Source organism: Rossellomorea aquimaris TF-12, from assembly GCF_001648555.1.
In the GTDB taxonomy this organism is placed as follows: domain Bacteria; phylum Bacillota; class Bacilli; order Bacillales; family Bacillaceae_B; genus Rossellomorea; species Rossellomorea aquimaris.
This window is the reverse complement of the sequence record NZ_LQXM01000029.1, coordinates 409,440-433,408: the sequence shown is the minus strand read 5'-3', so window position 1 is coordinate 433,408 and position 23,969 is coordinate 409,440. Positions and strand designations below refer to the sequence as shown.

Below are 23,969 nucleotides of genomic sequence, written 5' to 3'. Positions count from 1 at the left end.
CTCCTTGGTCTTTTTTTAATAGGTCAAGTGCAATAGAGACAGTGAAATTTTTTAATTCCTGCTACAAATGTAAGTCTCAATTATTTTCAAGTAAATCAGCCGTCGAATTCTGCTGATGCATTTAATTGTTTAATTATTTTAAGCACAGTTACGAATTTTTTGAAAACTCCAGGTGGAGTAGGCAATGTGGTTCCCATAACCATCTAGGGCATATTGGTTAACAGAGATATGTAAAACAACAACCTACGCGAAAAGATTCTACATTATACAAATCAAACCAATTTGTCCTAATTGGTTTGATTTGTATAATGTAGGACATAATTAGAGGTAAAACAATTTTCATATGGAGATATCTAATGAAAAGTATTCACCGAATTCTAATACCACGACAACTCATTTTAGTACTCATTCTTTCAACTGGACTATTAAATCATGTCATGCTTATTCCTAGTATTCTTAACGCTTCAGGACGAGATGGTTGGATTAGTATTTTGATTTCGTATCCAGTCTTATTTATAATGACATTGCTAATATTTTACATAATTAAAAATTCACCTCAAAAGGGATTCTTTCATCTTCTTAATCAGAAGTGGAACCGCTGGATAGCATTTCTCTTCTCAATACCTATGTGCTTATTTTTACTGTCCAGTGCATATATAACCTTTGTGGACTTAATAATATGGTTAAGTACCTATTTCTTAGCAGAAGTACCTCCATCCTTAATTTTAGGTAGCTTATTTATTATTTGCTTTATCATCACTTGGACAGGTATTAAATACATGGCCATAGCTAGTGGGTTCTTGCTTCCACTTGTGATGATTTTTGGTTTTTTTATAGCCTTTACAAATACAAATATGAAGGATCCAAGTTTATTACTACCGATTCTAAGTGACGGATTTGATCCTGTTCTAAAAGGAATGATATATGTTTTAAGTGGTTTACTTGAAATATATATCATTGTGTTATTACAACCATATAGTGAGGGACAGATTAAATTTCATCATCTAATCATTCTTGGACTTATTTTAATGGGCTTAATGTTTGGACCACTAACAGCATCGGTTATGGAGTTTGGTCAAGTAGAATCAGTCAACATGAGGTATCCGGCCTATGAGCAGTGGAGGATATTATCTATCGGGGAGTTTATTACACATTTAGACTTTTTTGCTCTTTATCAATGGTTAAGTGGAGCACTTATTCGAATTAGTTTATTTATGTTTCTCCTTAGTGCGTTTTTTACGAAAAAAAAAGATCAATATCGAATATCAATAAAAGTAATCATTCCTTTATTCACGGTTCTATTGGTACTCTTGCTTATAGATGTTGATACTTATAACTTCTATATGCTCTTATATAAAATCTTTTTTCCAGCTACCGTCATTCTATTTAGCATTCAAATCATTGTTTCCGCAGTAATTCTCCGAATTTTAAAGTAGGTCCTGTTAAAGTTTATTGTATATTTTCTGTGAAGTAATGTGAGGGAGTTCGTTCCCTTGTTTTGAGTATAGCGGGAAACTTTTTCATTTTCATCTCGTTATGGGGTCTTTTCTGTCCGTTTTCAGCTGGTGTCTCACGGATTTCTTTGTACCGCTTTTAAAAGCATTATTTAACAGAGCCATAAAGCAAAGGATGTTTTCCATGAAGAAGACTTCTAAAGAAAAGCAGCAAGAAATAGAAAAAGAAAGCTCTTTGGAGGATCTGAAAAGGTTATTTTCAAAGAGTCAAGATTTACTCATCAGTCATCATTTTTTTATTGGAAAAAAAGTGACACTAGTATACTTTGAAAGCTTGGTCGATCGGCATTATCTAGATGAATTTATTCTTTCAAAGCTAGAAGAAGTTCCTGTCGCATCATATATAAAAAAAATGGAAGGGTCCTTCCAGGTAGTGAATGTCACAGTGAAATCCAGTGAAGAACTTTCTGCATCCTTATTGAATGGATATATACTTTTTTTTATTGATGATGAAATACTTTCTATTCATGCAGGTAATCTTCCTAAAAGGCAACCAGAAGAATCATCATTAGAAACATCGATTCGTGGACCAAAAGATGGTTTTGTTGAAGATTTGAATACAAACATTTCCTTGATTAGAAGAAGACTATTCACTCCCTCTCTTTGTGTAGAGAAATATAAAGTAGGAACTCGTAGTCGTACAAATATTGCCATAATGTATTTAGATGATGTCATCGACAAACGAGTTCTTGAAGAGCTTCATATTCGTTTAGATAAAGTAGATATAGATGTATTAACAAGTAACCAACAGCTTGAATCCCTTTTAGATGATAATCCTTATTCGATTTTTACCACCTTTGATTACACAGGGAGACCTGATTTTATCATTGACTCTTTAACTCAAGGAAGATTTGCCCTCCTTGTGGATGGGTTCCCAACGGTTTCCGTAGCTCCAATCAATTTGCTATTACAAACAAAATCACCAGAGGATGCAAGCATTAATTATATATATGTTTCACTTGAAAGAATCATCCGGATGGTTGGCATTTTGATTTCAACCTTTTTGCCAGGCCTATGGGTTGCCTTCTCTGCTTATAACATTGAACAAATTCCATATTTACTCGTAGCCACTATATCTATGTCTAGGTTTGGATTGCCCTTATCTGCACCGGTAGAAATGTTTATCGTACTTTTTTTATTTGAATTCTTTAATGAAGCGGGGGTCCGACTTCCTAGAGCCATAGGGCAAACGGTATCCGTACTTGGGGGTCTCATTGTAGGGGATGCAGCCATACGTGCGGGATTAACATCTCCTACAATGCTTGTTATAGGTGCTATTACATATATATCCTCTTTTACACTCGTGAATCAAACATTGAAATACGGAACAACCATATTGAGGTTCATTGTGTTGCTCGTTAGTACATTTTTTGGATTGTACGGTGTTGTAATGAGTTTTATATTGACGGTCATTTATTTAGCTACAAAATCCTCATTTGGTAATCCTTTTCTTGGAAGTGTGGCCCCATTAAGTTTGAAAGAAGCAATACGCTCGTTTTTAAGAATTCCGATTCAATTTTATAATGAACGAACCGAATCAACTAGCCCAGATGACAGCACAAGGAAAGGATTATCTAAACATGAAAGACAAAGTAAGTAATCTGCTCATATTTATATTATTCCTTTTTCTCACTGGATGTACAGGCTCAAAAAATATTCAAGATCTAACTTATATTGTGACAATTGGGATAGATTATAATGAAGAAAATGAGGAATACACAGCCTATCTTCAAGGGCTGAATTTTGCGAACGTTGCAAAGCAAGAAGGGAATAAACCATCAGAACCAATTCCTACGTTTATTGGTTCTGCTAAGGGGGAAACATTAAATTTAGCTGTTAAAAAGCTCTATAAAGCATCGAGACCATCTTTGTTTTTTGGACATACAAAATCCCTCGTTGTCTCTAAAAACGTGTTGAAATATAAATATAAAGAAGTTTTGGAGGATATCGGTAGAAATCGTTCATTAAGACCAACTCTTCAAGTATTTACAACGGATGAGAATATTGAAGAAATTTTTAAAGTGAAAGGATTATTTAATTATCCTCCTGTTTATACAGTACTTCTAACAGAAAAAACAACTGAATCTCTCAAAGACGAAATTGGAGCTGTTAGTTTAATGGAATTTTTAAGAGAGTATTATGAACCAATGGGAAGTGCACTTATTCCAATTATTAAAATCAACAATAACTATTGGCAATCAGATGTACCTTATCCTTCTCTTTACCTTGACGGTTATAGTGTATTTCAACACTCTGAATTCAAAGGAGATCTTTCATCAAAAGAGTCGATTATGGTGGATTGGCTCTTTAATAAAAATACTCAATTGAATTATCCCTTATATCATGATGGCAAATTGATTTCAACTTATAGTATAACTTCGAAGAAACCTAAAATAACATATAAAAAATCGGAGACAGAGTTCCCTAATTTCTCTATTGAGGTTCATGTTCAAGCTGAATTAATAGAGAAAATTAAAGATGTTCCTTATGAAGAGGCTAAGAAAGAGTTAGAAGTAGCGTTGAAAAAAGAAATAAATAGGGTATATAGTACTGGACTAGATAAGGGTGTAGATTTACTAAATGTAGGTAAGAAATGGTATAGGTACCACCCGAATAGGTATAAAGATATCGAAGAAGCTCCTTACTTTTATTTAAAACAGGATTCATTAGAAAGAGTGGAGGTGACAGCAAAAATTACTCATTTCAATGCTTATCGCTACGGAAAGAAATAAAGAACATTTGAAGTAAGAAATGGAAAATAGAGAGAGATTGGTTCTTTTACCCATTTACTCTTTTATTTTCCTTTGTAATTGAATAACATAGAGAGAAAGATACAGAGAGGTTGGTTGAGAAATGAAAATAAGTATATACATATTAATATTATTAATTTCAGCCGTAGTGGCAATTGGTTGGAGTTGGAAAAGGTTATTAGATTTTAATAGTTATAAAAAACCATTCCTGGAAGGGGTGGCTCTTCAATTTTTTTTCCTCCTCATTGCCTCAGTATGGTGGGTTTTAACCGAGGACTTTTCTCATGGAGTAATGGGTGTCTTTTATTATTTTTTAGCATTTTTAACAATCATGGTTATTCATGGGTTTATTCTCCATTATTTATTTTCTAAAAAGAAAATGATGGAGCGTGAAAAATGAAAAATATCGGAATTGATGCAGGAGGTACTTTAACCAAAATAGTCTATGAAGAAAAAGGCAGACTTCATTACAAGTCTTTTTTAAGTGAAAATCATAGTCAGATTGCCCAATGGCTTCACTTCCTTGCACCCCATGCAAAACTTTTCGTGACAGGTGGAAAAGCAGGGGAATGGAAAGGTCGGGTTTTTCCTGAATTCGAAGCGGTTTGCCATGGGGCATCCTTTCTATTACAAGAAGAGAAACAAGAAATAGAACGTTTCATTCTAATTAATATAGGTACTGGTACCTCTTTCTTTAAAGTCGAAAAAGGGGAGTTTAAGAGACTTCTTGGTAGTGGTATTGGAGGCGGGACATTTATGGGGTTAGGTTCTCTGATTGCAGAAGAATCCAATTTTCATGAACTCGTAAACCTAACGACTAAAGGTGATCGAGAAAAGGTTGATTTACTGGTAAAGGATATTTATGAACATAGTGATCCACCTGTTCCAGGCTATCTAACAGCTGCGAATTTTGCTAAAGTAAATAGCACTCCTTCTGACAAATCTGATCAATTACGAGCCCTCTCAAACTTGATTGCAGAAACCATTATCTTGCTTTCGTCGCAAATGGCTAATGCACATCAAATGACACATCTTGTATTTGTAGGAAGCACTTTAGAAGCCCATTCACCATTAAAGGAGGATCTTTCACAATTTAAAGATCTGTTATCCTATACCCCTGTTTTTTTAGATAAAGGGGCATATACCGGTAGTTTGGGCGCCTATCTACTTGGAACGAAGAATGGAGACACCATATGAAGGGGATATTCACAAAATAGACAATGAAAGATCAATGTCATCATTGTATTCCTGTCTTCTTTTTACTAACATAAGAGTAGAAGAGAAAGATGAAGTCGGAGGAGATAAAGGTGTCAAAATATAAAACACTTATGCTCATAGTAAGCATTATTGGTATTCTCCTTGCAGGTTGCAGCAATAGTGACTTTCAAGCAGAAACAAATTACGAAGTAAAAGACTTTACCTATACAAATCAAAACAATAAAGAAGTGAGTTTAAAAGATTTAAAAGGACAGGTATGGATTGCCGATTTCATATTTACTAACTGTGAAACAGTTTGCCCCCCTATGACATTTAATCTTACAAAGCTGCAAAAGAAGTTAAAAGAAGAAGGCGTAGAGGATTATAAGATTGTTTCCTTTAGTGTAGACCCTGAAAATGATACACCGAAAGCTTTGAAAGAATATATCTCCAACTTTGAAGCGGACACAAGTAAGTGGGAATTGTTAACGGGGTACAAATTTGATGAAGTAAAAGATCTTGCTGAACATTCCTTTAAATCAATTGTAGCCAATGATCCAAACTCTGATCAAATGATTCATGGTACAAGGTTTTATCTGGTTAACGAAGAAGGGGTCGTGGTGAAAACGTATAGTGGAAATAGTGATGTTCCATACGATGAAATTGCTTTAGACATGAAGACGTTAATCAAAGAATCGAATAAATAATGTATAAAAAAGGTCGCATGAAAATGTGCCCTTTTTTTATGATGTGATTTATATAGTGTTCTCGTATAGGTCTTGAGAAAAAATTCTTTAGAAATAAGGTTGTTTGACAGGGAAAGTAAATTGCTTCAGTTATAAAAACTATTCCAAATTAAGGATATATATAGGATAATGATTTAAATAAAGCACAAGGGGATTTCTATATGACGAGGTTTCTCCCTAATATGATAAAGTGAAGAGTACGTAAAGGATAGACATTGTAGAATTATTTAAAAGAGAAGGTGAATACAGATTAAAAAATCAAAAGGACTTCTTATATTTGACATCACCATATCAATTTTCATAATGTTATGGATGCTTAAGTCGTTTGCAGAAAGAGAAATGGTAAAAGGAATCTTGTTTGCCGCATGTTTTGCGATTATGGCAGGGGTATTGTATTTTCGTTTTAGAAAAAAGAGATAGAAAGAGGGTGAGAGGGTGAATAAACAGTACTTTACAATTGGGATGGCTGGACATATAGATCATGGAAAAACCACTCTCACAAAAGCATTGACCAATGTCGATACAGATCGTTTTAAAGAAGAAAAAGAGCGTAATATTTCAATTGAGTTGGGATTTGCCCCCCTTTACCATGATGAAGAACTGGAAATTTCAGTCGTCGATGTTCCAGGTCATGAACGTTTCATTCGGCAAATGATTGCGGGAGTTGCTGGTATTGACCTTGTTGTTTTGGTTGTAGCTGCAGATGAAGGGGTTATGCCACAAACTCGTGAACATCTTGACATCTTGTCTCTGTTAGGGGTTGAAAATGGAATTGTAGTCCTTTCAAAAATCACTAAGGTGGAGGAAGAGCTAAGAGAGCTAGCCCTGGAAGAAGTGGAAGAGGAATTAAGGGGAACGGTCTTTGACCATGCACCCGTCCTATCAGTGGATAGTATATCTGGAGAAGGCATTACAAAACTAAAGGAACAAATAATTTTATTACTAAAACAACAGTCTTCAAGAAATGCTACGGGAGATTTTCGATTACCCATTGATCAAGTCTTTACGGTAAAGGGACAAGGAACGGTTGTAAGAGGAACAGTTTATGAAGGTAAAATACAGACAGGTTCGGAGCTAACGGTTTTACCACAAGGTCTTCAAACAAGAGCGAGACAAATACAGGTTCATCATAAGAAGGCGGAATGTGCAAACGCCGGTCAAAGAACAGCCATTAACTTATCAGGGGTCGATTATCAAGAACTCAAGCGAGGGAATGTATTGGTTTCATCTCATTACTTTACCGTAACGGATACTATTGATGTATCTTTTAGTCCACTTGATAATTTAAATACCCCAATTAAGCAACGTATGCAGGTAAAAGTACATATAGGAACATCTGAAGTAATGGGAAAAATAGTGTTCTTTGATCGAAACGAAGTCACGTTAGTGCAGCAGTCTATTCTATGTCAAATCAGGCTTGAAGAATCCATCGTTGTAAAAAGAGGCGATCGTTTTATTGTAAGGCGTCCCACGCCTACTGAAACCATAGGTGGAGGGTGGATTATTAATCCAAAAGGGAAAAAGTACCGCTTTGGAGAAGCAACCATTTCTAAATTACGATCTATGGAAAAAGGAAAGACCGAAGAGAGGTTGATGAGGGCTCTAGAACAGTACAAGTCTTTAAGCGAGTCCTCAATCATTAAAGAAATTTCTACAACTAATGAAGAACTCAAGGAATTGCTAAACAATGATGGTTGGGTTGTATTACCTTCATCAGCCATAACTCATGATAAGATTATTGAAGAGACCTTAAGAGCAATTCATCAACTCCTAACGGAATACCATAAAAAACATCCACTGTTAAAAGGGATAAATCGAGGAGAAATACATCAATCATTACAACAGTACCCAAAGGATATACTATATTTCGTCATTGATTTAAATATCCAGGAAGAAGGACTTTGGAAGCAAGAATCGGGTTACGTTAAAGTAAGGGCTTTTACCCCCCACCTGCCTACTCAATGGGAAAAAAGGTGTTCACAACTTCTTTTACTTTTAGAAGAGGATGGAAGAAATGTTAAGGATATGGATGAGTATTTTGAACAAGTGGGTATTCCAAAGAAATTGCAGACTGATTTCTATTTGTTTTTTGTACAGGAAAGAAAGATTGTACCTCTAGATGAAAAGAAAGCCTATGCATTTCATGTTTATCATTTAGCAATTCAACAGTTAAAAGGAAAAACGGGAAAAGAATTTGAAGTCGGTGAGGCAAAAGAAATTCTTGGTTTATCCCGAAAATACATCATTCCATTCTTGGAAAAATTAGATAAAGAAGGTTTGACTGTTAGAAACAATCAAATAAGAAAATGGATAGAAAAGAAATGAACAAGGGGAGGAACAAGTATGATTGTTCAAACCGAAATGTATACTCTTGTGATGATTGAAAGAAATGATAAGCTTTTATTATTAAATCGGCCGGAATTTAAGAAATATCCTGGATTTATATCTCCAGGTGGAAAAATTGACTTTCCAGAAAGTCCTGCAGAGGGAGCAATTCGTGAAGTAAGAGAAGAAACTGGTTTACAAGTTGAAAAAATGAGGTATAAAGGATTGGACGAATATGTTGTACCAGACAAGGCATATCGTTATATCGTTTACAATTATTTAGCCTATGAAACCTCTGGGCAGCTCATCGAGAGTCCTCCCGAAGGTGAATTAGTTTGGGTAAAGAAAAAGGATGTACTTGATTTACCGATGCAGCCATTTTTCAAAAGGAAGCTTCCACTTTTTTTTGAAGACGGAACCTTTGAAATCCATACTTCCTGGGATGGAGAAGACCCTAAATCTGCACAGGTAAACATTATTTCTTTTTGTTAGTCGAGAACTACTCAAATGAACAAGGCACATTTTCTAAGTGATAGAAAGTAGGATCGTAATCATGGAAGAACTATGGAGTGCATTTGGTTGGGTCATTCCAATTATTGCTGTTGTAACCTTTACAATGATCTTCGCTGTCTCCATTTGGAAAAGGAAAAAGGCGAAGGGAAGATGGATGAATCTACTTCCTGTCTTATTTACTGCAATTACGCTTGGTGGGATTTGTTTAATCACCCTGTCTCCTTTCATGGGCGGAGGATATTCAGAAAGTACAACCAATTTTGATCCCTTCTCTAATTTAAAACTAAATTTAATTTATCGAAAGCATTTAGATGTTCCTATTCGAAATCTAATAGCAAATATTTTACTTTTTGTGCCATTTGCTTATTTTACCGGATGGTGGATACGAAATCAGAAGGGAATTGTACTGAAGGTAACATTTCTTGGGGCTCTCTTCTCATTTCTCATTGAATTAGCTCAGTTTTATCTTCCATTGGGGAGAGCAACAGATATTGATGATTGGATTATGAATACATTGGGTGCATTCATCGGTGGAATACTATTTGTAATTAGTCGATATATGTATAAAATTTTTCAACTTAATAGACGTAAGAAATAAGAGTACTAACATTGTGTTAGTACTCTTTTTCAATTGGTAATGTATAGTCTTATCTTTCAAAGAAATGCTAACGGTAAAAAGGGGTGGAATTTTTGTTGAAGAAAATATTGAAAGGGTTTCTGTTCCTTTTGTCTCTTCTTATTGTTATCTTCCTCATAATGAATTGGGATGTGAAACATGGAGCAGAGACCTACAAAAAGTCTCACCCCATGGTTGAAACAGGTATGCTGCAAGGAAAGATCAATGTTCTAAATGAAGGGGAAGACTTTTACCATTCACTATTTAATGATATACAATCAGCTGAAAAATCTATTTGGATACATTTCTTTATTACTCGAGACGACAATATTTCAAACCAATTCTTTAACTTACTGAAACAAAGAGCGAGGGACGGACTTGATGTCCGGTTATCTGTGGATTTTTTAGGATCGGATATTTCCTCAGAATCAATGAATGACATGAAGAAATCGGGTGTTCACATTGTAAAAAGCAGACCTATTTCTCTGAAAAATGTTTTCTATTCTCTCCATCATCGAAATCATCGAAGGCTCATTTCAATCGATGGATCTATATCCTATATTGGGGGATTCAATATGGGGGATGAATACTTGGGTAAAGATCCTAAACTCGGTTACTGGCGGGATTATCACCTCCGAATAGAGGGTGAGGATGGAAGAGAGCTAGCAAATCAATTTAAAAAGGATTGGGATGAAGATGGTGGCGAGAGATTAAACCCCATATCCAAGTCGTATCATTCAATTAAAGAAAATCAAAGTTCCTATTATTATATCTTCTCAACAGGTGATGGGATTGTAGATAAGACTGTTGAGTGGATAAATGGTGCAAAATCGAGTATAACCATAACGACTCCCTATTTTATACCCAATACTTCTCTTGTAGATGCGCTTAAAAAAGCTGTTAAAAGAGGGGTAGAGATTAATATTATTGTTCCAGACGATACTGATGCATGGTTTACAAAGCCTCCTAGTTACCGTATAGAAAAAAAATTGTTAAAATCAGGAGTGAATATGTACCTGTATCAAAAAGGATTTTTCCATGGAAAAGTAATCATCATTGATCATAAGTGGGCAGATGTTGGAACAGCCAATTGGGACCCTCGAAGTTTTTACTTAAACGATGAGAGTAACTGTATTATAGAAGATAGAGAAGTCGTTAAGGAATTAGAAAAGCTGTTAGAAGGAGATATTGAAGAGAGTAAAAAACTTACCCTGAAAGAATTTAAAAAATTACCTTCATGGGAGAAATGGTTAAGAAAAACTCCTCAATGGGTATATTATTATTTCTGATTCAATAAATATTTTTGTTGTAAAGGAAAATATGGTAAAGTATTCTCATATAAATTATTAGATTTGTTTTAATTTTGACTAAGAAAGGGATTGTTCATGAGCGAACTCTTATTTGTGTCTCTGTTTATTCTTTCGTTAATGGCTTTTAAGTTTTTTAACGTTGTAAAGAAGAAACATATTTCTAAAAATCATAAATCCATAGCAGTAAGTATCGTTATATTTTCTGTGATTGGCATGATGGTGACGGTCCTTTTTTATCTGCCTAATGCTTCATAATTTAGTATAGGTTAATTATCACATGGGATTTTTCTCATGTGTTTTTTTCTGTTATGAATGCAGATTTTTACTTTGAATCAATGGTTGTACTTCTTAAAAATGATATGAATTGTATGAAATAAAGGAGAAAAAAATGAAGAAAGCAATGATTTTTGACATGGATGGAACGTTGTTTCAAACAAATAAAATACTTCAAACTTCTCTTGAAGATACATTTGAAATGCTTAGAGAGTTAGAGTTATGGAGGGGAGAAACTCCACTAGAGATGTATCGTGAAATTATGGGAGTACCATTATCAGTCGTATGGGAAACCTTGTTGCCACAGCATCAATCACCCATTCACATAAAAGCAAATGAAGTTTTTCATGAAAAATTAATAAAAAATATCAAAGCTGGAAAAGGTGATCTTTATCCTCATGCAAAGGAACTTTTAGCTTATTTATCAAATCGGGGCTATCCAATTTTTGTAGCAAGTAATGGTTGCCCTCATTATTTAGAGAGCATTATTAGCTATTATCAACTTGATAAATGGATTTCTAAATGCTATAGCATTCAAGAAATCGAGTCTAAAGAAAAAGGTGACCTGATACGTAAAGTTAAGAATGATAATCAACTTATGTATGGGGCGGTAGTTGGAGATAGGCTGTCCGATTTTCAAGGGGCTGAAATGAATGACCTCTTGTCAATAGGATGTAAATTTGACTTCTCTAAAATGGAAGAGCTGGCTCAAGCTGATGTAGTCGTAAATGATTTAATGGAAATTCGTGAGTTTCTGGAACTGATAAAAGAAAGATGAATGTGGTTAAAAAAGGTACTAATGGTATAATTAGTAAGAATTATACAATAAACCATTCTACTTAAGGAAGTGAAAAAATGAAATGGTCTGAAGTACCCTATGTTTGGCAGGAATGCTTTCAGGAAGCGTGGACTTCTTTTCAGGAAGGCTCCCGACCAGTAGGATCAATCATTGTGAATGGAGTAGGTGACATTGTTGCTAGAGGAAAGAGTGCAACATTTAAGAATCTTTCAGACAGTGTTATCTCCCAGATGAATTAGCTCATGCAGAAATAAATGCATTATTAAAATTAGATAATCGTATTCATCGAGAAGTGAATGAATATACTCTATATTCAACCTTAGAGCCATGTCCTTTGTGTTTTAGTGCATTTTATATGAGCGGCATACGCAGACTGTCTTTTGCAGCAACGGACAAGTATGGTGGAAGTACGAATTTACTGCATACAACTCCTTACCTTAGTAGAAAGCCCATTCAACTTGAAGGGCCACTCCCGTATTTAGAGCATTTATCCATTGTATTAACGGTATATTTCGATTTACTCATAAATTATACAAAAGGTCATCCGGTTCATGAAATGATGGAAGACGAATATCCAATGGCAGTGGACATTGCACGAGATTGGAGCGATACTAACAAATTAAACGATACGGACCTTTCTATTGAAGATGTGTTTACTATGCTCATAAATGAACAATTAGATAGAAATCCAATACTTGAATGTATTTAATATGGTTTGTGTTGTTTCGCAATGAGGATTCATACACAAACCACCCATTGTGAGATAAAAGAAATGAGGATGAGAAAATGAATACATATGTGGATTGGGGAGGTTCCAAAGTAAAACTTTCATGGAGAAAGAGTCAGTACTTGCCTCCAATCGAAAAAATTACAAGTGTACATGGACTTTGTTTCAAAAATGACGATCTTTTACTTGTAAACTTACCCCATAGAGGATGGGATTTTCCTGGGGGGCATAGAGAAAAAAATGAAACCCCAGAAGAAGTCATAAATAGAGAAGTAATGGAAGAGGCTTATGTAGAGGGACATTTAACCCAAATTGGCTATATCATCGTGGACCACAGTGAAAATAAAAATTGGTCTCAAGATAGCCAATACCCAAAAGTAGGGTATCAAGTCTTTTATAGAATGGATGTCCATACAATTCATCCATTTCTAGGTTCATTTGAATCTAATCAACGAATCTTCATTAACCCGAGTGAGGTTAGTGAGTATTACCCTAAATGGTCTGATTTTTATGAAATGATTCTTCAAGAAGGTATAGAGCTCAATACTCAGAATCATTTAGATGAAGTGCTTTCAATCTTTGATGAAGATGGTCGTAAAGTTGGGGTAGAAAATCGATCTGAAGTACATAGTAAAGGCTATTGGCATGAAACATTTCATTGTTGGTTAGGAAATTATGACAAAGACAGCAACCGTATCCATGTCTATTTTCAACTAAGAAGTGATAAGAAAAAGGATTTTCCAAGCTTACTAGATATTACAGCGGCTGGTCATCTTCTTTCAGAAGAAGTGATTGAGGATGGTATAAGGGAAGTAGAAGAAGAACTGGGCCTGAAAGTTTCCATTCAGGAAGTAATTTCCCTCGGAATGATAAAGGATGAATTATTTCAACCATCCTTCATAGACAGAGAAATGGCACATGTATTTTTATACCCAGATGCAGTATCCTTCGACGATTTTGACATTGGAAACGATGAGGTATCTGGGATCTTCATGGCTACATTAGAAGATTTTGAAAAATTAGTTCTACGGCATAAGGAGAAAATCTCTATTGAAGGGTTCGTCTTGAACAATCAAGAAAAAAAAGAGTCTGTAAAAAGAGAGGTCTCTTTAGAGGATTTTGTTCCACATAATATTGAGTACTTATTGGAAGTTATAAAACGAATAAAAAAGGTGTTAATTCAAGAACCTTAATATGATTCAAGATTCCCATGTTCTTATCTAGTAAAAAGCCTTATCATGGTAAATCTAGCAGTATTTATTAGATAGTATGGGAGTGGAGGATTCAATTGAACGGCACAGCACATATGACAGCAGGGGCAGCATCAGGGTTTATCGTCGCCAATTCACTTGGTTCTACTCCAGGGATAACCGCATCTCTTGTGGTTATAGGTGGAGTATCTGGATTAATGCCGGACATGGATATTGATGGGAAGCTGGCAAATAAAGTGACTGTTTCTTCTAAAATGATGAAAGCAGTTGCCCAAATGATTGGTGTATTAATGATGGTGTACAGTTATCTTGAAGGAAATGGAAAAGAACAATGGTTAGGAATTGGGTATGGAGCTGGTATGATTATTCTTTCAACCTTTATCACTCAAAGAAGAATGCTTACAATTACAGGCATAGGAGTTACTGCCTGCGGGTGGCAGCTTGATGAGAAATGGTTATGGCTACTTGGAATTTATATTTTGACTGCGTCTATTGTATCTCATCGAACCTATACACATTCTATACTCGGAATAGTCTATTTCGGGGTAATGGCTTATTATTTAGAAGCATCTCTCATGATAGAAGGTGTTTTTGAGGCATGCATGATTGGGTATGCTAGTCACCTCTTTGGAGATATGAAATTTCTCCCATTCAATAAAAGAGGGATAAAATTGTTTCTGCCATTTACCTCAAAAGAGGTATAAATAAAAATACTTGACCATCATTTTACATTATATTAAAATAATGGAAATTGATATATTTTTGCGATGATGGAGAAAAGTAGACATTAAGACCACTAAAGAGAGCTGATGGTTGGTGGGAATCAGTGTGAGAAAATTGTTGAATGGGCTTCTGAGCAACCAAACTGAAATGAAAGAGTAGGTTTGGCGGAGAGTCTCACCGATAAAAGAGACACTGTATCGAAGCAATGACTTCTGTACATATAAGTGCGTTTATTTTTTGTAAGCGAATGAAGGTGGCACCACGGGTTTCTCGTCCTTTTTAGGGGAAGAGAAACCCTTTTTGTGTTTAATTTTATTGATTGGTAAGGAGGAGAAAGAAATGAAAAAGCAAGTTCTTACAGGAATAAAGCCGACTGGACGAGTGCATTTAGGTAATTATATTGGAGCAATTAAACCTGCATTAGATTTAGCTCAAAATGAATATAGTGAAACAGCATATTTTGTAGCGGACTATCACGGACTTACTCAAATTCATAGTTGTGAAGAAATGAAAGAGTTATCTTACTGTATTGCAGCAACCTGGTTAGCACTAGGATTAGACCATGAAAAGGCTATCTTTTATAGACAATCAGATGTGCCGGAAATCTTTGAATTAAGTTGGATTCTTTCTTGTTTTGCTCCAAAAGGATTGATGAATCGAGCACATGCATATAAATCCATTGTTGAAAGTAATCAACAAATTGGTAAAGATTTAGATACAGGAGTCAATATGGGATTATTTACTTATCCAATTCTAATGGCTGCTGATATTCTCCTTTTTCAAACGGATTTAGTGCCTGTGGGTAAAGATCAAGTGCAACATGTAGAAATTGCCAGGGACATAGCTGGAAATTTCAATAAACAATACGGGGAAGTTTTTCATATCCCGGATTACGTTATTCAAGAAGAGTCTGCAGTACTTCCGGGACTTGATGGGAGAAAGATGAGTAAAAGCTATCAGAATACCATTCCAATATTTGAAGAACCCAAAAAACTTCAAAAATTAATAAATAAAATTAAAACGGACTCCTCTCTTCCCAAGGAACCAAAAGATCCCAATTCTTCAATTATTTTTTCATTGTATAAGGAATTTGCCACTTCAGTACAAATAGAAGATTTGAAGGAGAAGTTTCATTCGGGAATAGGCTGGGGGGAAGCTAAGAAAGAGTTATTCCATGTAATGAATGCCTATTTAGAAGAACCTCGTGAAAAATATTATGAACTGATGTCCTCACCAAAATTGTTGGATGAAATATTGGAACAGGGAGCCTTAAAAGCAAGAGCAAAGACAATTCCTTTCCTTGAAGAGGTCAAACAGACAATCGGGATCCATCGGTCATCACGCATTTAAAGATAAAAAATACACGTTGACAAAGCATTTCGTATGTTATAAATTATTAGAAAGTTTTTTATTTTCAATTCACCGTGCGTGGAGAAAAATGATTATTTGAAAAAATTAAATAGTTTCTTATCTAGAGAGGTAGAGGGACTGGCCCTATGACACCTCAGCAACCAGCCAAAATCAGGTATGGTGCTAATTCCAGCAAGTTGATTTCAACTTGAACGATAAGAGGGAGAACGAAATATCTAAACCTTCTTATATACAAATAAGAAGGTTTTTTGTTTTAGTCCCCTTTTCGTCATTTCGAAGGAAAAGGAGAGAGATAATGTGAAAAACCATATTGAAACATTACTTGTTCAGGGAGGGAACCGGAGGGACGAAAGAACAGGTTCAGTTAGCCTTCCGATTTATTTATCGACAGCATTTGAGCATAAAGGGATTGGTCAATCATCAGGATATGATTATTCACGAACAGGGAACCCTACCCGGTCCGTGTTAGAGGATGTCATCTCTGAATTAGAGGAGGGGTATAAGGGATTTGCCTTTAGCTCAGGCATGGCTGCTATTACAGCGGTTTTAACTCTTTTTTCCACTGGAGATGAACTGATTGTATCAGAAGATTTATACGGTGGGAGTTACAGACTATTTGTTCAATGGGAAAAGCAATATGGTTTAACATTTCATTTTATTGATACGAGAGATACGAATGCATTAGAGAATAGCATTACTCCTTCTACCAAAGGGATTATTCTAGAAACCCCAACCAACCCAATGATGAATGAAACCAGTATTACGAATGTAGCAAAAATAACTAGAGAGAAAAATATTCTTCTCATTGTCGATAATACATTTTTTACTCCAGTCCTTCAGAAGCCAATTGTTGAAGGTGCAGATATTGTTGTCCATAGTGCCACGAAATATTTAGGAGGCCATAATGATGTATTAGCTGGTCTTGTGGTTGCGAAAGACGAAATGATAGCAGAACAACTTTGTACCATACAGAATTCAAGTGGTGCTGTATTGGGACCATTCGATTGTTGGCTGTTACTTAGAGGTTTGAAAACTCTTCACCTTAGAATGGCTCAACATGAAAAAAATGCAAAGAGAATCGTAGAATACCTGTATCGCCATCCCAGTGTAGAAGAAGTTTTTTATCCAGGGAAAGGAGGCATGTTATCCTTTCGAATTCAAAAAGAAGAATGGATTCCTCCCTTTTTAAAATATTTACAGATTATCACCTTTGCAGAAAGCCTAGGGGGTGTTGAGAGTTTTATTACTTATCCTGCTTTACAAACTCATGGGGATATTCCTGAAGAAACTCGATTCCAACTTGGAATCTGTAATCGTCTATTACGTTTTTCAGTAGGGATTGAGAATGTAGAAGATTTGATTGGAGATTTAGAGAGGATATTTCAGCAGATAGGAAATGGGGTGGAAACTCATGAATAACCGGCCATTTTCTAGTCAAACTTCAATCATTCATTCTCATGGAATTGATGGGAAAACAGGTGCTGTAAGTACCCCTGTTCATCACACTACAACGTTCCATCAACAAGATTTTGACAAGTATGGCCCCTATGATTACACACGTTCTGGGAATCCAACACGCCAAACATTAGAAGAAATCATTGCCGAGCTTGAAGGGGGAATTAAGGGATTCGCCTTTGCTTCAGGGATGGCTGCTATTTCTACAAGCTTTTTATTACTATCGAGTGGAGATCACGTAGTTGTTTCTGAGGAAGTGTATGGCGGTACGTATAGAATGATTACAGAAGTGTTGACTAAATTTGGGATAGAGTACTCTTTTGTGAACATGCAGGATTTAAACGAAGTGGCATGTGCGATTAAATCGAACACTAAGGTAATCTATATGGAAACCCCATCAAACCCACTTTTAAATATTACAGACATTGAAGGAGTGGTTAAGCTTGCGAAAGCAAATCATTGCTTAACGTTTCTGGATAATACTTTTATGACGCCTTTACTTCAACGACCTTTATGCCTAGGAGTAGACGTCGTTTTACACAGCGCCACGAAGTTCCTTGCTGGCCATAGTGATGTATTAGCAGGTTTAGCCGTAACAGGAAATGAAGAAATTGCTAGAAAATTAACGTTCCTTCAAAATTCATTTGGAGCCGTTTTAGGAGTACAAGATTGCTGGTTATTGTTAAGGGGTTTGAAGACGTTACATGTCAGATTGAAAGAGTCGTCTGAATCAGCCTATAAGATTGCGAGGTTTCTAGAGTCTAGAAATGAAGTAGAAGAAGTCTTTTACCCAGGATTAAGAAGTCATCTTGGTCATGAAATACAGGTTCGCCAAGCTGAAGGGCCTGGTGCAGTACTTTCCTTTCGTTTACGAAGTGAAGAAGATGTGAGGCAGTTCATTAAAACAGTTAAAATCCCTGTATTCGCTGTTAGCCTAGGAGCTGTGGAGTCGATCCTCTCATACCCTTGCCGGATGTCCCATTCTTCCATGCCAAAAAAAGAGCGAGAAAAAAGGGGGATTACAGACGGCTTACTTCGATTATCAGTGGGATTAGAAAATACAGAGGATTTAATTAACGATATAGAACAAGGCTTACTAAAAATCAAATCTAATTCCCAAAAAGATGTAATCAACTTATAAATGGAGGTGGTGTAATGAGACCATTAATAGAAGAATTAAAAGATAGAATCCTTATTGCTGATGGTGCTATTGGAACCTTGTTGTATTCATATGGTGTAGACAGATGTTTTGAAGAATTAAATCTCTCCCACCCAAATGAAGTAGTGAAGGTTCACAGGGATTATATTCAAGCTGGAGCTGACATTATACAAACCAATACGTATGGAGCCAATTACGAAAAACTTTCAAGATACGGATTAGAAGACTCAGTTAAATTGATTAATACAACGGCAGTACGATTAGCTAAAAAGGCAGCAGGAAAATCTACTTATATATTAGGGACTATCGGGGGGATAAGATCTTTAAAACAGAACATATCATTAGAAGAAATTAAGCGAAGTTTTCGTGAACAGCTTTATTGCTTGCTTTTAGAAGGGGTGGATGGGATTCTTTTAGAAACCTTTTATGACTTTGAAGAATTATCTACAGTTTTAGGGATTGCAAAGCGTGAAACAGATATTCCAGTGATTGCCCAAGTATCTCATCATGAACCTGGAGTTCTTCAAAACGGAATGAATGTGGGGGAGGCTTTACAACAATTAGAAATGATTGGAGCAGATGTGGTAGGGATTAATTGTCGAATGGGTCCATTTCATATGGTAAATTCACTACAAGAAGTACCTCTACCTAAGTCCGCTTTTTTATCTGTATATCCAAACGCGAGTTTACCTAATTATGAAGAAGGAAGGTTTTATTATTCTGCAGAACCTGAGTATTTTGGTGACATGAGTAATGAGTTAAGAGCACAGGGAGCCAGGATTATTGGTGGATGTTGTGGAACCACTCCTGAACATATACGTGCCGTTACAAAGCGTTTAAATAACAGGGAACCCGTGAACGAAAAAGTTGTAAAAATGAAACAGAAGGTGAGTCTAGCTTCTACACCAATTACTGGAAAGCTATTGCATGAAGAAGTAAAAGATAAAAAGACGGTTATCGTGGAACTAGATCCACCTAAACATTTGGATACCCGTTTGTTTTTTCAGGGAGCTAAAGCGTTAAAAAATGTTGGAATAGATGCACTAACCCTTGCCGATAATCCTTTAGCATCTCCTAGAATAAGTAATGATGCAATCGGAAGTATAATAAAGTCCAAATTCAATTTAACTCCTTTAGTCCATCTTACCTGCCGTGATCGTAACCTCATTGGACTTCAATCTCACCTTATGGGGTTACACACTTTAGGTATTCATAACATCCTTGCGATTACAGGTGATCCTGCCAAAATAGGAGATTTTCCAGGTGCTGCATCAGTGTATGATTTATCTTCCATTGAGTTAATCGAATTAATTAAGCAAAACAATGAAGGAATATCCTTCTCTGGTAAATCATTAAGAGAGCGAACTCAATTTTCAGTTGGTGCCGCTTTTAATCCGAAATTTCGTCATTTAGATGCATCAGTAAAAAGGTTAGAAAGAAAAAGAGACGCTGGTGCTGATTATTTCATTTCTCAACCAATATTCGGAAGAGATGAAATGATTCAAATATATGAAGCTACTAAACATATAAATACACCGATATTTATTGGAGTCATGCCATTATTAAGTAGTAGAAATGCTGAATTTCTTCATTATGAGGTTCCTGGTATTAACGTTCCCCATTCGACGCGATTAAGAATGAAAAATGCTGGAAGAGATCCTGTGAGAGCAAGAGCAGTTGGGATGGAAATCGCTAAGGAGCTATTAGATACTGCTTTGGAATTATTTAATGGAATTTATCTGATTACTCCGTTTGTTCGCTATGACATGTCCATTGAATTGATTCAATATATTAATGAGAAAGTACATTCAGAAAGGGAGGTTCCCTATGACCATCACATTATTTGAAGAACAGCTTAAGAAAAAAATATTAGTCCTTGATGGGGCAATGGGAACTATGCTTCAACAAGCAAATCTAACTGCTTTGGATTTTGGTGGAGAAGAGTTAGACGGCTGTAATGAACATTTAGTCTTTACTGTTCCTGATGTCATTTACAATATTCATCTAGAATATTTACAAGCTGGTGCTGATATTATCGAGACCAACACCTTTGGTGCTACGCCAATCGTTCTAGATGAATATGGTTTAGGGTCAAAGGCATATGAGATAAACAAAGTTGCAGCCAATATTGCAATCAATGCAAAAGAGCGTCTCTCAACATCAGAATGGCCACGGTTTGTAGCAGGTTCAATGGGACCGACAACAAAAACATTATCTGTAACAGGAGGAGTAACCTTCAATGAGTTGATTGAGAATTACCGTATTCAAGCACAAGGTCTTTTAGACGGAGGAGTGGATCTCCTACTTCTAGAGACTAGTCAGGATGCGTTGAATGTCAAAGCAGCTAACCTTGGAATAAAAGAAGCTTTTCGCCTATGTGGCAGGGAGATCCCTATTTTGTTATCGGGTACGATTGAACCAATGGGTACGACTCTCGGAGGTCAAAACATAGAGGCCTTTTATTTGTCTTTGGAACATTTAAAACCTTTAGTAGTAGGTCTGAATTGTGCAACTGGACCTGAATTTATGCGTGACCACATAAGGACCTTGGCTAACTTGGCGACAACTTATGTTAGCTGTTACCCGAATGCAGGTTTACCTGATGAAGAGGGTAATTATAGTGAAACACCCAATTCCCTTGCAGAGAAAATAAAAGGATTTGCTGAAAAAGGGTGGTTAAATATCGTTGGAGGTTGCTGTGGCACGACGCCTGATCATATTCAGGCTCTCTCAAATGTAGTGAAAGGAATAAAACCTCGGAGTCCAAAGCATTCTCATCCTCATGCAATTTCTGGAATTGAACCAATTGTTTATGAAAATGAGGATTCAAGACCTATACTAGTTGGTGAAAGGACGAATGTCATTGGTTCAAGGAAATTCAAAAGGTTGATAGCTGAAAATAAAATAGAGGAAGCATCTGAGATTGCTAGGGCACAGGTGAAAAATGGGGCACAAGTGATTGATATTTGTCTTGCTGATCCCGATCGGGAAGAACGAGAAGACATGGATAGCTTTATTCAACAAGTAGTAAAGAAAGTTAAAGTTCCACTTATTATAGATTCGACAGATCAAGCTGTACTAGAGAGTTCCCTTAAATACATACAAGGGAAAGTAATTATCAATTCTATTAATTTAGAAGATGGAGAAGAAAAATTCGAAGTAGTAGCTCAGTTAATGAAAAAATATGGGGCTGCTGTTGTGGTAGGGACAATCGATGAGAAAGGGATGGGCGTAACTGCTGATCGAAAAGTTGAAATAGCTATTCGCTCACACAAGCTATTAACCGAGAAATATGGAATTAAATCTGAAGATATTATCTTCGATCCATTAGTGTTTCCTGTTGGCACCGGTGACAAGCAATATATAGGTTCTGCTAAAGCAACGATAGAAGGAATAAAAAGAATAAAACAGACTTATCCAAAATGCCCGCAGATACTTGGAGTTAGTAATGTTTCATTTGGACTTCCTCCAGTAGGAAGAGAAATATTAAATGCGATATATTTATATCACTGTACAAAAGCGGGTCTCGATTATGCAATTGTAAATACAGAAAGGCTGGAACGCTTTGCTTCCATTCCAAAAGATGAAGTAGCCTTAGGAGAAAGGCTGTTATTCGAAACAACAAATGAAAGCCTTGCAGAGTTCACAGAGTTTTACAGAGGAAAGAAAAAAGATGTGAAAGCTCCTGTTAATACGATGACTTTAGAAGAACGTTTGTCTCATTATATAGTGGAAGGGACAAAGGAAGGATTATTACATGATCTCGAAATAGCCCTTAGGAAATACCCTACACCATTATCGATTATAAACGGTCCGTTGATGAATGGTATGGGAGAAGTGGGGAGGTTGTTTAATGATAACCAGTTAATTGTCGCAGAGGTATTACAAAGTGCTGAGGTAATGAAGGCGGCAGTAGCTTATCTAGAACCTTATATGGAACAATCCGACAGTACTTCTACGAGAGGGAAAGTGTTATTGGCCACAGTAAAGGGTGACGTTCATGATATCGGGAAGAATCTTGTAGAAATCATTTTAAGTAACAATGGCTACAAAGTAATTGATTTAGGGATTAAAGTAACTCCTCAAGAATTAATTGAAGTGATACGTAAGGAAAAACCAGACATAGTAGGCTTATCGGGTCTGCTTGTGAAATCTGCCCAACAAATGGTTTTAACTGCACAAGACTTAAAGCAATCGTTTATCAATGTCCCTATTGTTGTAGGAGGAGCTGCTCTTACAAGAAAATTCACTACTACAAAAATAGCTCGAGAATATGATGGGCTGGTGATGTATGCAAAGGATGCCATGGATGGTCTAAGAATAATGAGAGATATTCAAAATAAAGAAGCCAGAGAAAAGTTGGTAAAGGAAAATCAACTAAAGCAGTTAGAAACTCCAGAAATTGAAGATGTACCGACAATCCATTCTTCAGTTGCAGTAAAAGTACGATCTTCTGTATCAAGTGATACTGAAGTGTTTACTCCAATCGATTTAAAACCACATATCATCAAAGAATTCTCCTTAGACCAGGTTCAACCATATATAAATCAACAAATGCTTTTAGGTCATCACCTGGGTTTAAAAGGGAAGATTTCTAGATTACTAGAAGAAAAAGATGCAAAAACTATACAGCTGAAAACCATGACAGATGAACTGTTTGAAAAAGCAAAAAATAAAGGAATCATTCGTGCTTCAGCCATGTATCAATTTTTCCCTGCACAATCAGATGGAAATGATATTATCATTTATGACCCAAATGATGCATCAAAACACATTGAACGCTTTTCTTTCCCTAGGCAAATGAAAAATCAGCACTTATGCCTGGCTGATTACATTCAATCAGTAGAGAGCGGAGAAGTGGATTATGTAGGTTTCTTTGCAGCCACCGCTGGATATCAAATTAGAGAGTGGGCAAAAACATTAAAAGAGCAAGGAAGATTTCTCGAAAGTCATGCCATTCAAGCTTTAGCTTTAGAAACAGCAGAAGGATTAGCAGAGAGAGTACATGAAATAATGAGAGGTCGTTGGGGATTTCCTGATCCTGTGGATTCTACAATACAAGATAAATTCAGAACAAAATATCAAGGTCAACGATTTTCATTCGGCTATCCAGCATGTCCAGAGCTTGAAGATCAGAAAAAGTTATTCAAATTAATTCAACCTGAAAGAATTGGGATAGAATTGACAGATGGGTGTATGATGGAGCCAGAGGCATCCGTCACAGCAATGGTATTTGCTCATCCAGAAGCGCGGTATTTCAATGTCCTTTGAATCGTAATA

Annotated in this window: 21 protein-coding genes, 1 pseudogene, 1 riboswitch and 1 other annotated feature; all 22 genes and pseudogenes read left to right on the top strand. The window is 36.1% G+C overall.

The window, feature by feature from the left end:
• Window positions 1–356: 356 nt before the first annotated feature.
• The 22 genes and pseudogenes from IQI_RS15745 (at window position 357) to metH (ending at window position 23,960) form a co-directional block, all read left to right on the top strand.
• Window positions 357–1,436 carry an endospore germination permease gene (locus tag IQI_RS15745; protein ID WP_064093576.1) on the top strand — a complete coding sequence of 360 codons (1,080 nt, stop codon included), beginning with the start codon at window positions 357–359 and terminating at the stop codon, window positions 1,434–1,436.
• A gap of 202 nt (window positions 1,437–1,638) precedes the next feature.
• Complete coding sequence (locus IQI_RS15740) at window positions 1,639–3,114, top strand: spore germination protein (protein ID WP_064093575.1); 1,476 nt, start codon at window positions 1,639–1,641, stop codon at window positions 3,112–3,114.
• A complete protein-coding gene (locus tag IQI_RS15735) occupies window positions 3,095–4,246 on the top strand; it encodes a Ger(x)C family spore germination protein (protein ID WP_064093574.1) in 1,152 nt (383 codons plus the stop codon). Before IQI_RS15740 ends, IQI_RS15735 begins: the two co-directional genes overlap by 20 nt.
• 121 nt (window positions 4,247–4,367) lie before the next feature.
• Window positions 4,368–4,664 (top strand): hypothetical protein, encoded by a 297-nt coding sequence (locus IQI_RS15730; protein WP_064093573.1) that lies wholly within the window; start codon window positions 4,368–4,370, stop codon window positions 4,662–4,664.
• Entirely contained in the window at window positions 4,661–5,461 is an 801-nt protein-coding gene (coaW, locus tag IQI_RS15725) for a type II pantothenate kinase (RefSeq protein WP_064093572.1), read from the top strand. Before IQI_RS15730 ends, coaW begins: the two co-directional genes overlap by 4 nt.
• Window positions 5,462–5,571: 110 nt before the next feature.
• Complete coding sequence (locus IQI_RS15720; protein WP_064093571.1) at window positions 5,572–6,168, top strand: SCO family protein; 597 nt, start codon at window positions 5,572–5,574, stop codon at window positions 6,166–6,168.
• A 474-nt stretch (window positions 6,169–6,642) separates the two neighbouring features.
• A complete protein-coding gene (gene selB, locus IQI_RS15715) occupies window positions 6,643–8,532 on the top strand; it encodes a selenocysteine-specific translation elongation factor (protein ID WP_064093570.1) in 1,890 nt (629 codons plus the stop codon).
• A gap of 18 nt (window positions 8,533–8,550) precedes the next feature.
• Window positions 8,551–9,024, top strand: coding sequence for an NUDIX domain-containing protein (locus IQI_RS15710; protein WP_064093569.1), 474 nt, complete (start codon window positions 8,551–8,553; stop codon window positions 9,022–9,024).
• Between the two features lie 61 nt (window positions 9,025–9,085).
• Window positions 9,086–9,643, top strand: coding sequence for a VanZ family protein (locus tag IQI_RS15705; RefSeq protein WP_064093568.1), 558 nt, complete (start codon window positions 9,086–9,088; stop codon window positions 9,641–9,643).
• Between the two features lie 95 nt (window positions 9,644–9,738).
• On the top strand, window positions 9,739–10,950 hold the full coding sequence (gene cls / locus IQI_RS15700; protein ID WP_156509931.1) for a cardiolipin synthase: 1,212 nt from the start codon (window positions 9,739–9,741) through the stop codon (window positions 10,948–10,950).
• A 96-nt stretch (window positions 10,951–11,046) separates the two neighbouring features.
• Entirely contained in the window at window positions 11,047–11,226 is a 180-nt protein-coding gene (locus IQI_RS15695) for a hypothetical protein (RefSeq protein ID WP_064093567.1), read from the top strand.
• 133 nt (window positions 11,227–11,359) lie between these two features.
• Window positions 11,360–12,022, top strand: a complete 663-nt coding sequence (locus tag IQI_RS15690) for an HAD hydrolase-like protein (RefSeq protein WP_064093566.1) — start codon at window positions 11,360–11,362, stop codon at window positions 12,020–12,022.
• Window positions 12,023–12,099: 77 nt separating this feature from the next.
• Complete coding sequence (locus IQI_RS15685; RefSeq protein ID WP_064093565.1) at window positions 12,100–12,282, top strand: hypothetical protein; 183 nt, start codon at window positions 12,100–12,102, stop codon at window positions 12,280–12,282.
• Window positions 12,283–12,335: 53 nt separating this feature from the next.
• A pseudogene (locus IQI_RS21375) lies at window positions 12,336–12,392 on the top strand (hypothetical protein); the annotation flags it as partial.
• A gap of 6 nt (window positions 12,393–12,398) precedes the next feature.
• The gene (locus IQI_RS15680; RefSeq protein ID WP_064093564.1) at window positions 12,399–12,752 is read left to right on the top strand and encodes a hypothetical protein; all 354 of its coding nucleotides are present in this window, start codon (window positions 12,399–12,401) and stop codon (window positions 12,750–12,752) included.
• A gap of 77 nt (window positions 12,753–12,829) precedes the next feature.
• Window positions 12,830–13,963, top strand: coding sequence for an NUDIX domain-containing protein (locus IQI_RS21270; protein WP_328585744.1), 1,134 nt, complete (start codon window positions 12,830–12,832; stop codon window positions 13,961–13,963).
• Between the two features lie 95 nt (window positions 13,964–14,058).
• Window positions 14,059–14,685, top strand: a complete 627-nt coding sequence (locus IQI_RS15670) for a metal-dependent hydrolase (protein ID WP_064093563.1) — start codon at window positions 14,059–14,061, stop codon at window positions 14,683–14,685.
• Between the two features lie 54 nt (window positions 14,686–14,739).
• Window positions 14,740–14,985: a binding site (T-box leader), on the top strand.
• Between the two features lie 58 nt (window positions 14,986–15,043).
• On the top strand, window positions 15,044–16,054 hold the full coding sequence (locus tag IQI_RS15665) for a tryptophan--tRNA ligase (RefSeq protein ID WP_064093562.1): 1,011 nt from the start codon (window positions 15,044–15,046) through the stop codon (window positions 16,052–16,054).
• Between the two features lie 114 nt (window positions 16,055–16,168).
• Window positions 16,169–16,276: riboswitch (SAM riboswitch) on the top strand.
• 96 nt (window positions 16,277–16,372) lie between these two features.
• Window positions 16,373–17,494: a methionine biosynthesis PLP-dependent protein gene (locus IQI_RS15660; protein ID WP_064093561.1), complete on the top strand. Its 1,122-nt coding sequence runs from the start codon at window positions 16,373–16,375 to the stop codon at window positions 17,492–17,494.
• On the top strand, window positions 17,487–18,671 hold the full coding sequence (gene metC, locus IQI_RS15655; protein ID WP_064093560.1) for a cystathionine beta-lyase: 1,185 nt from the start codon (window positions 17,487–17,489) through the stop codon (window positions 18,669–18,671). Before IQI_RS15660 ends, metC begins: the two co-directional genes overlap by 8 nt.
• A 14-nt stretch (window positions 18,672–18,685) precedes the next feature.
• Window positions 18,686–20,536, top strand: coding sequence for a bifunctional homocysteine S-methyltransferase/methylenetetrahydrofolate reductase (locus IQI_RS15650; RefSeq protein WP_064093559.1), 1,851 nt, complete (start codon window positions 18,686–18,688; stop codon window positions 20,534–20,536).
• Entirely contained in the window at window positions 20,517–23,960 is a 3,444-nt protein-coding gene (gene metH, locus IQI_RS15645; protein ID WP_064093558.1) for a methionine synthase, read from the top strand. Before IQI_RS15650 ends, metH begins: the two co-directional genes overlap by 20 nt.
• The last annotated feature ends 9 nt before the right edge of the window (window positions 23,961–23,969 follow it).

Excerpts from the sequence above, each read along its gene's own strand:
- metC (WP_064093560.1), top strand. The coding sequence starts at position 17,487 with ATGAATAACCGGCCATTTTCTAGTCAAACTTCAATCATTCATTCTCAT.
- IQI_RS15740 (WP_064093575.1), top strand. The coding sequence starts at position 1,639 with ATGAAGAAGACTTCTAAAGAAAAGCAGCAAGAAATAGAAAAAGAAAGC.
- IQI_RS15680 (WP_064093564.1), top strand. The coding sequence starts at position 12,399 with ATGAGCGGCATACGCAGACTGTCTTTTGCAGCAACGGACAAGTATGGT.
- IQI_RS15695 (WP_064093567.1), top strand. The coding sequence starts at position 11,047 with ATGAGCGAACTCTTATTTGTGTCTCTGTTTATTCTTTCGTTAATGGCT.
- IQI_RS15710 (WP_064093569.1), top strand. The coding sequence starts at position 8,551 with ATGATTGTTCAAACCGAAATGTATACTCTTGTGATGATTGAAAGAAAT.
- IQI_RS15730 (WP_064093573.1), top strand. The coding sequence starts at position 4,368 with ATGAAAATAAGTATATACATATTAATATTATTAATTTCAGCCGTAGTG.
- IQI_RS15650 (WP_064093559.1), top strand. The coding sequence starts at position 18,686 with ATGAGACCATTAATAGAAGAATTAAAAGATAGAATCCTTATTGCTGAT.
- IQI_RS21270 (WP_328585744.1), top strand. The coding sequence starts at position 12,830 with ATGAATACATATGTGGATTGGGGAGGTTCCAAAGTAAAACTTTCATGG.
- metH (WP_064093558.1), top strand. The coding sequence starts at position 20,517 with ATGACCATCACATTATTTGAAGAACAGCTTAAGAAAAAAATATTAGTC.
- IQI_RS15665 (WP_064093562.1), top strand. The coding sequence starts at position 15,044 with ATGAAAAAGCAAGTTCTTACAGGAATAAAGCCGACTGGACGAGTGCAT.
- IQI_RS15685 (WP_064093565.1), top strand. The coding sequence starts at position 12,100 with ATGAAATGGTCTGAAGTACCCTATGTTTGGCAGGAATGCTTTCAGGAA.
- IQI_RS15690 (WP_064093566.1), top strand. The coding sequence starts at position 11,360 with ATGAAGAAAGCAATGATTTTTGACATGGATGGAACGTTGTTTCAAACA.
- coaW (WP_064093572.1), top strand. The coding sequence starts at position 4,661 with ATGAAAAATATCGGAATTGATGCAGGAGGTACTTTAACCAAAATAGTC.
- IQI_RS15735 (WP_064093574.1), top strand. The coding sequence starts at position 3,095 with ATGAAAGACAAAGTAAGTAATCTGCTCATATTTATATTATTCCTTTTT.
- IQI_RS15705 (WP_064093568.1), top strand. The coding sequence starts at position 9,086 with ATGGAAGAACTATGGAGTGCATTTGGTTGGGTCATTCCAATTATTGCT.
- IQI_RS15745 (WP_064093576.1), top strand. The coding sequence starts at position 357 with ATGAAAAGTATTCACCGAATTCTAATACCACGACAACTCATTTTAGTA.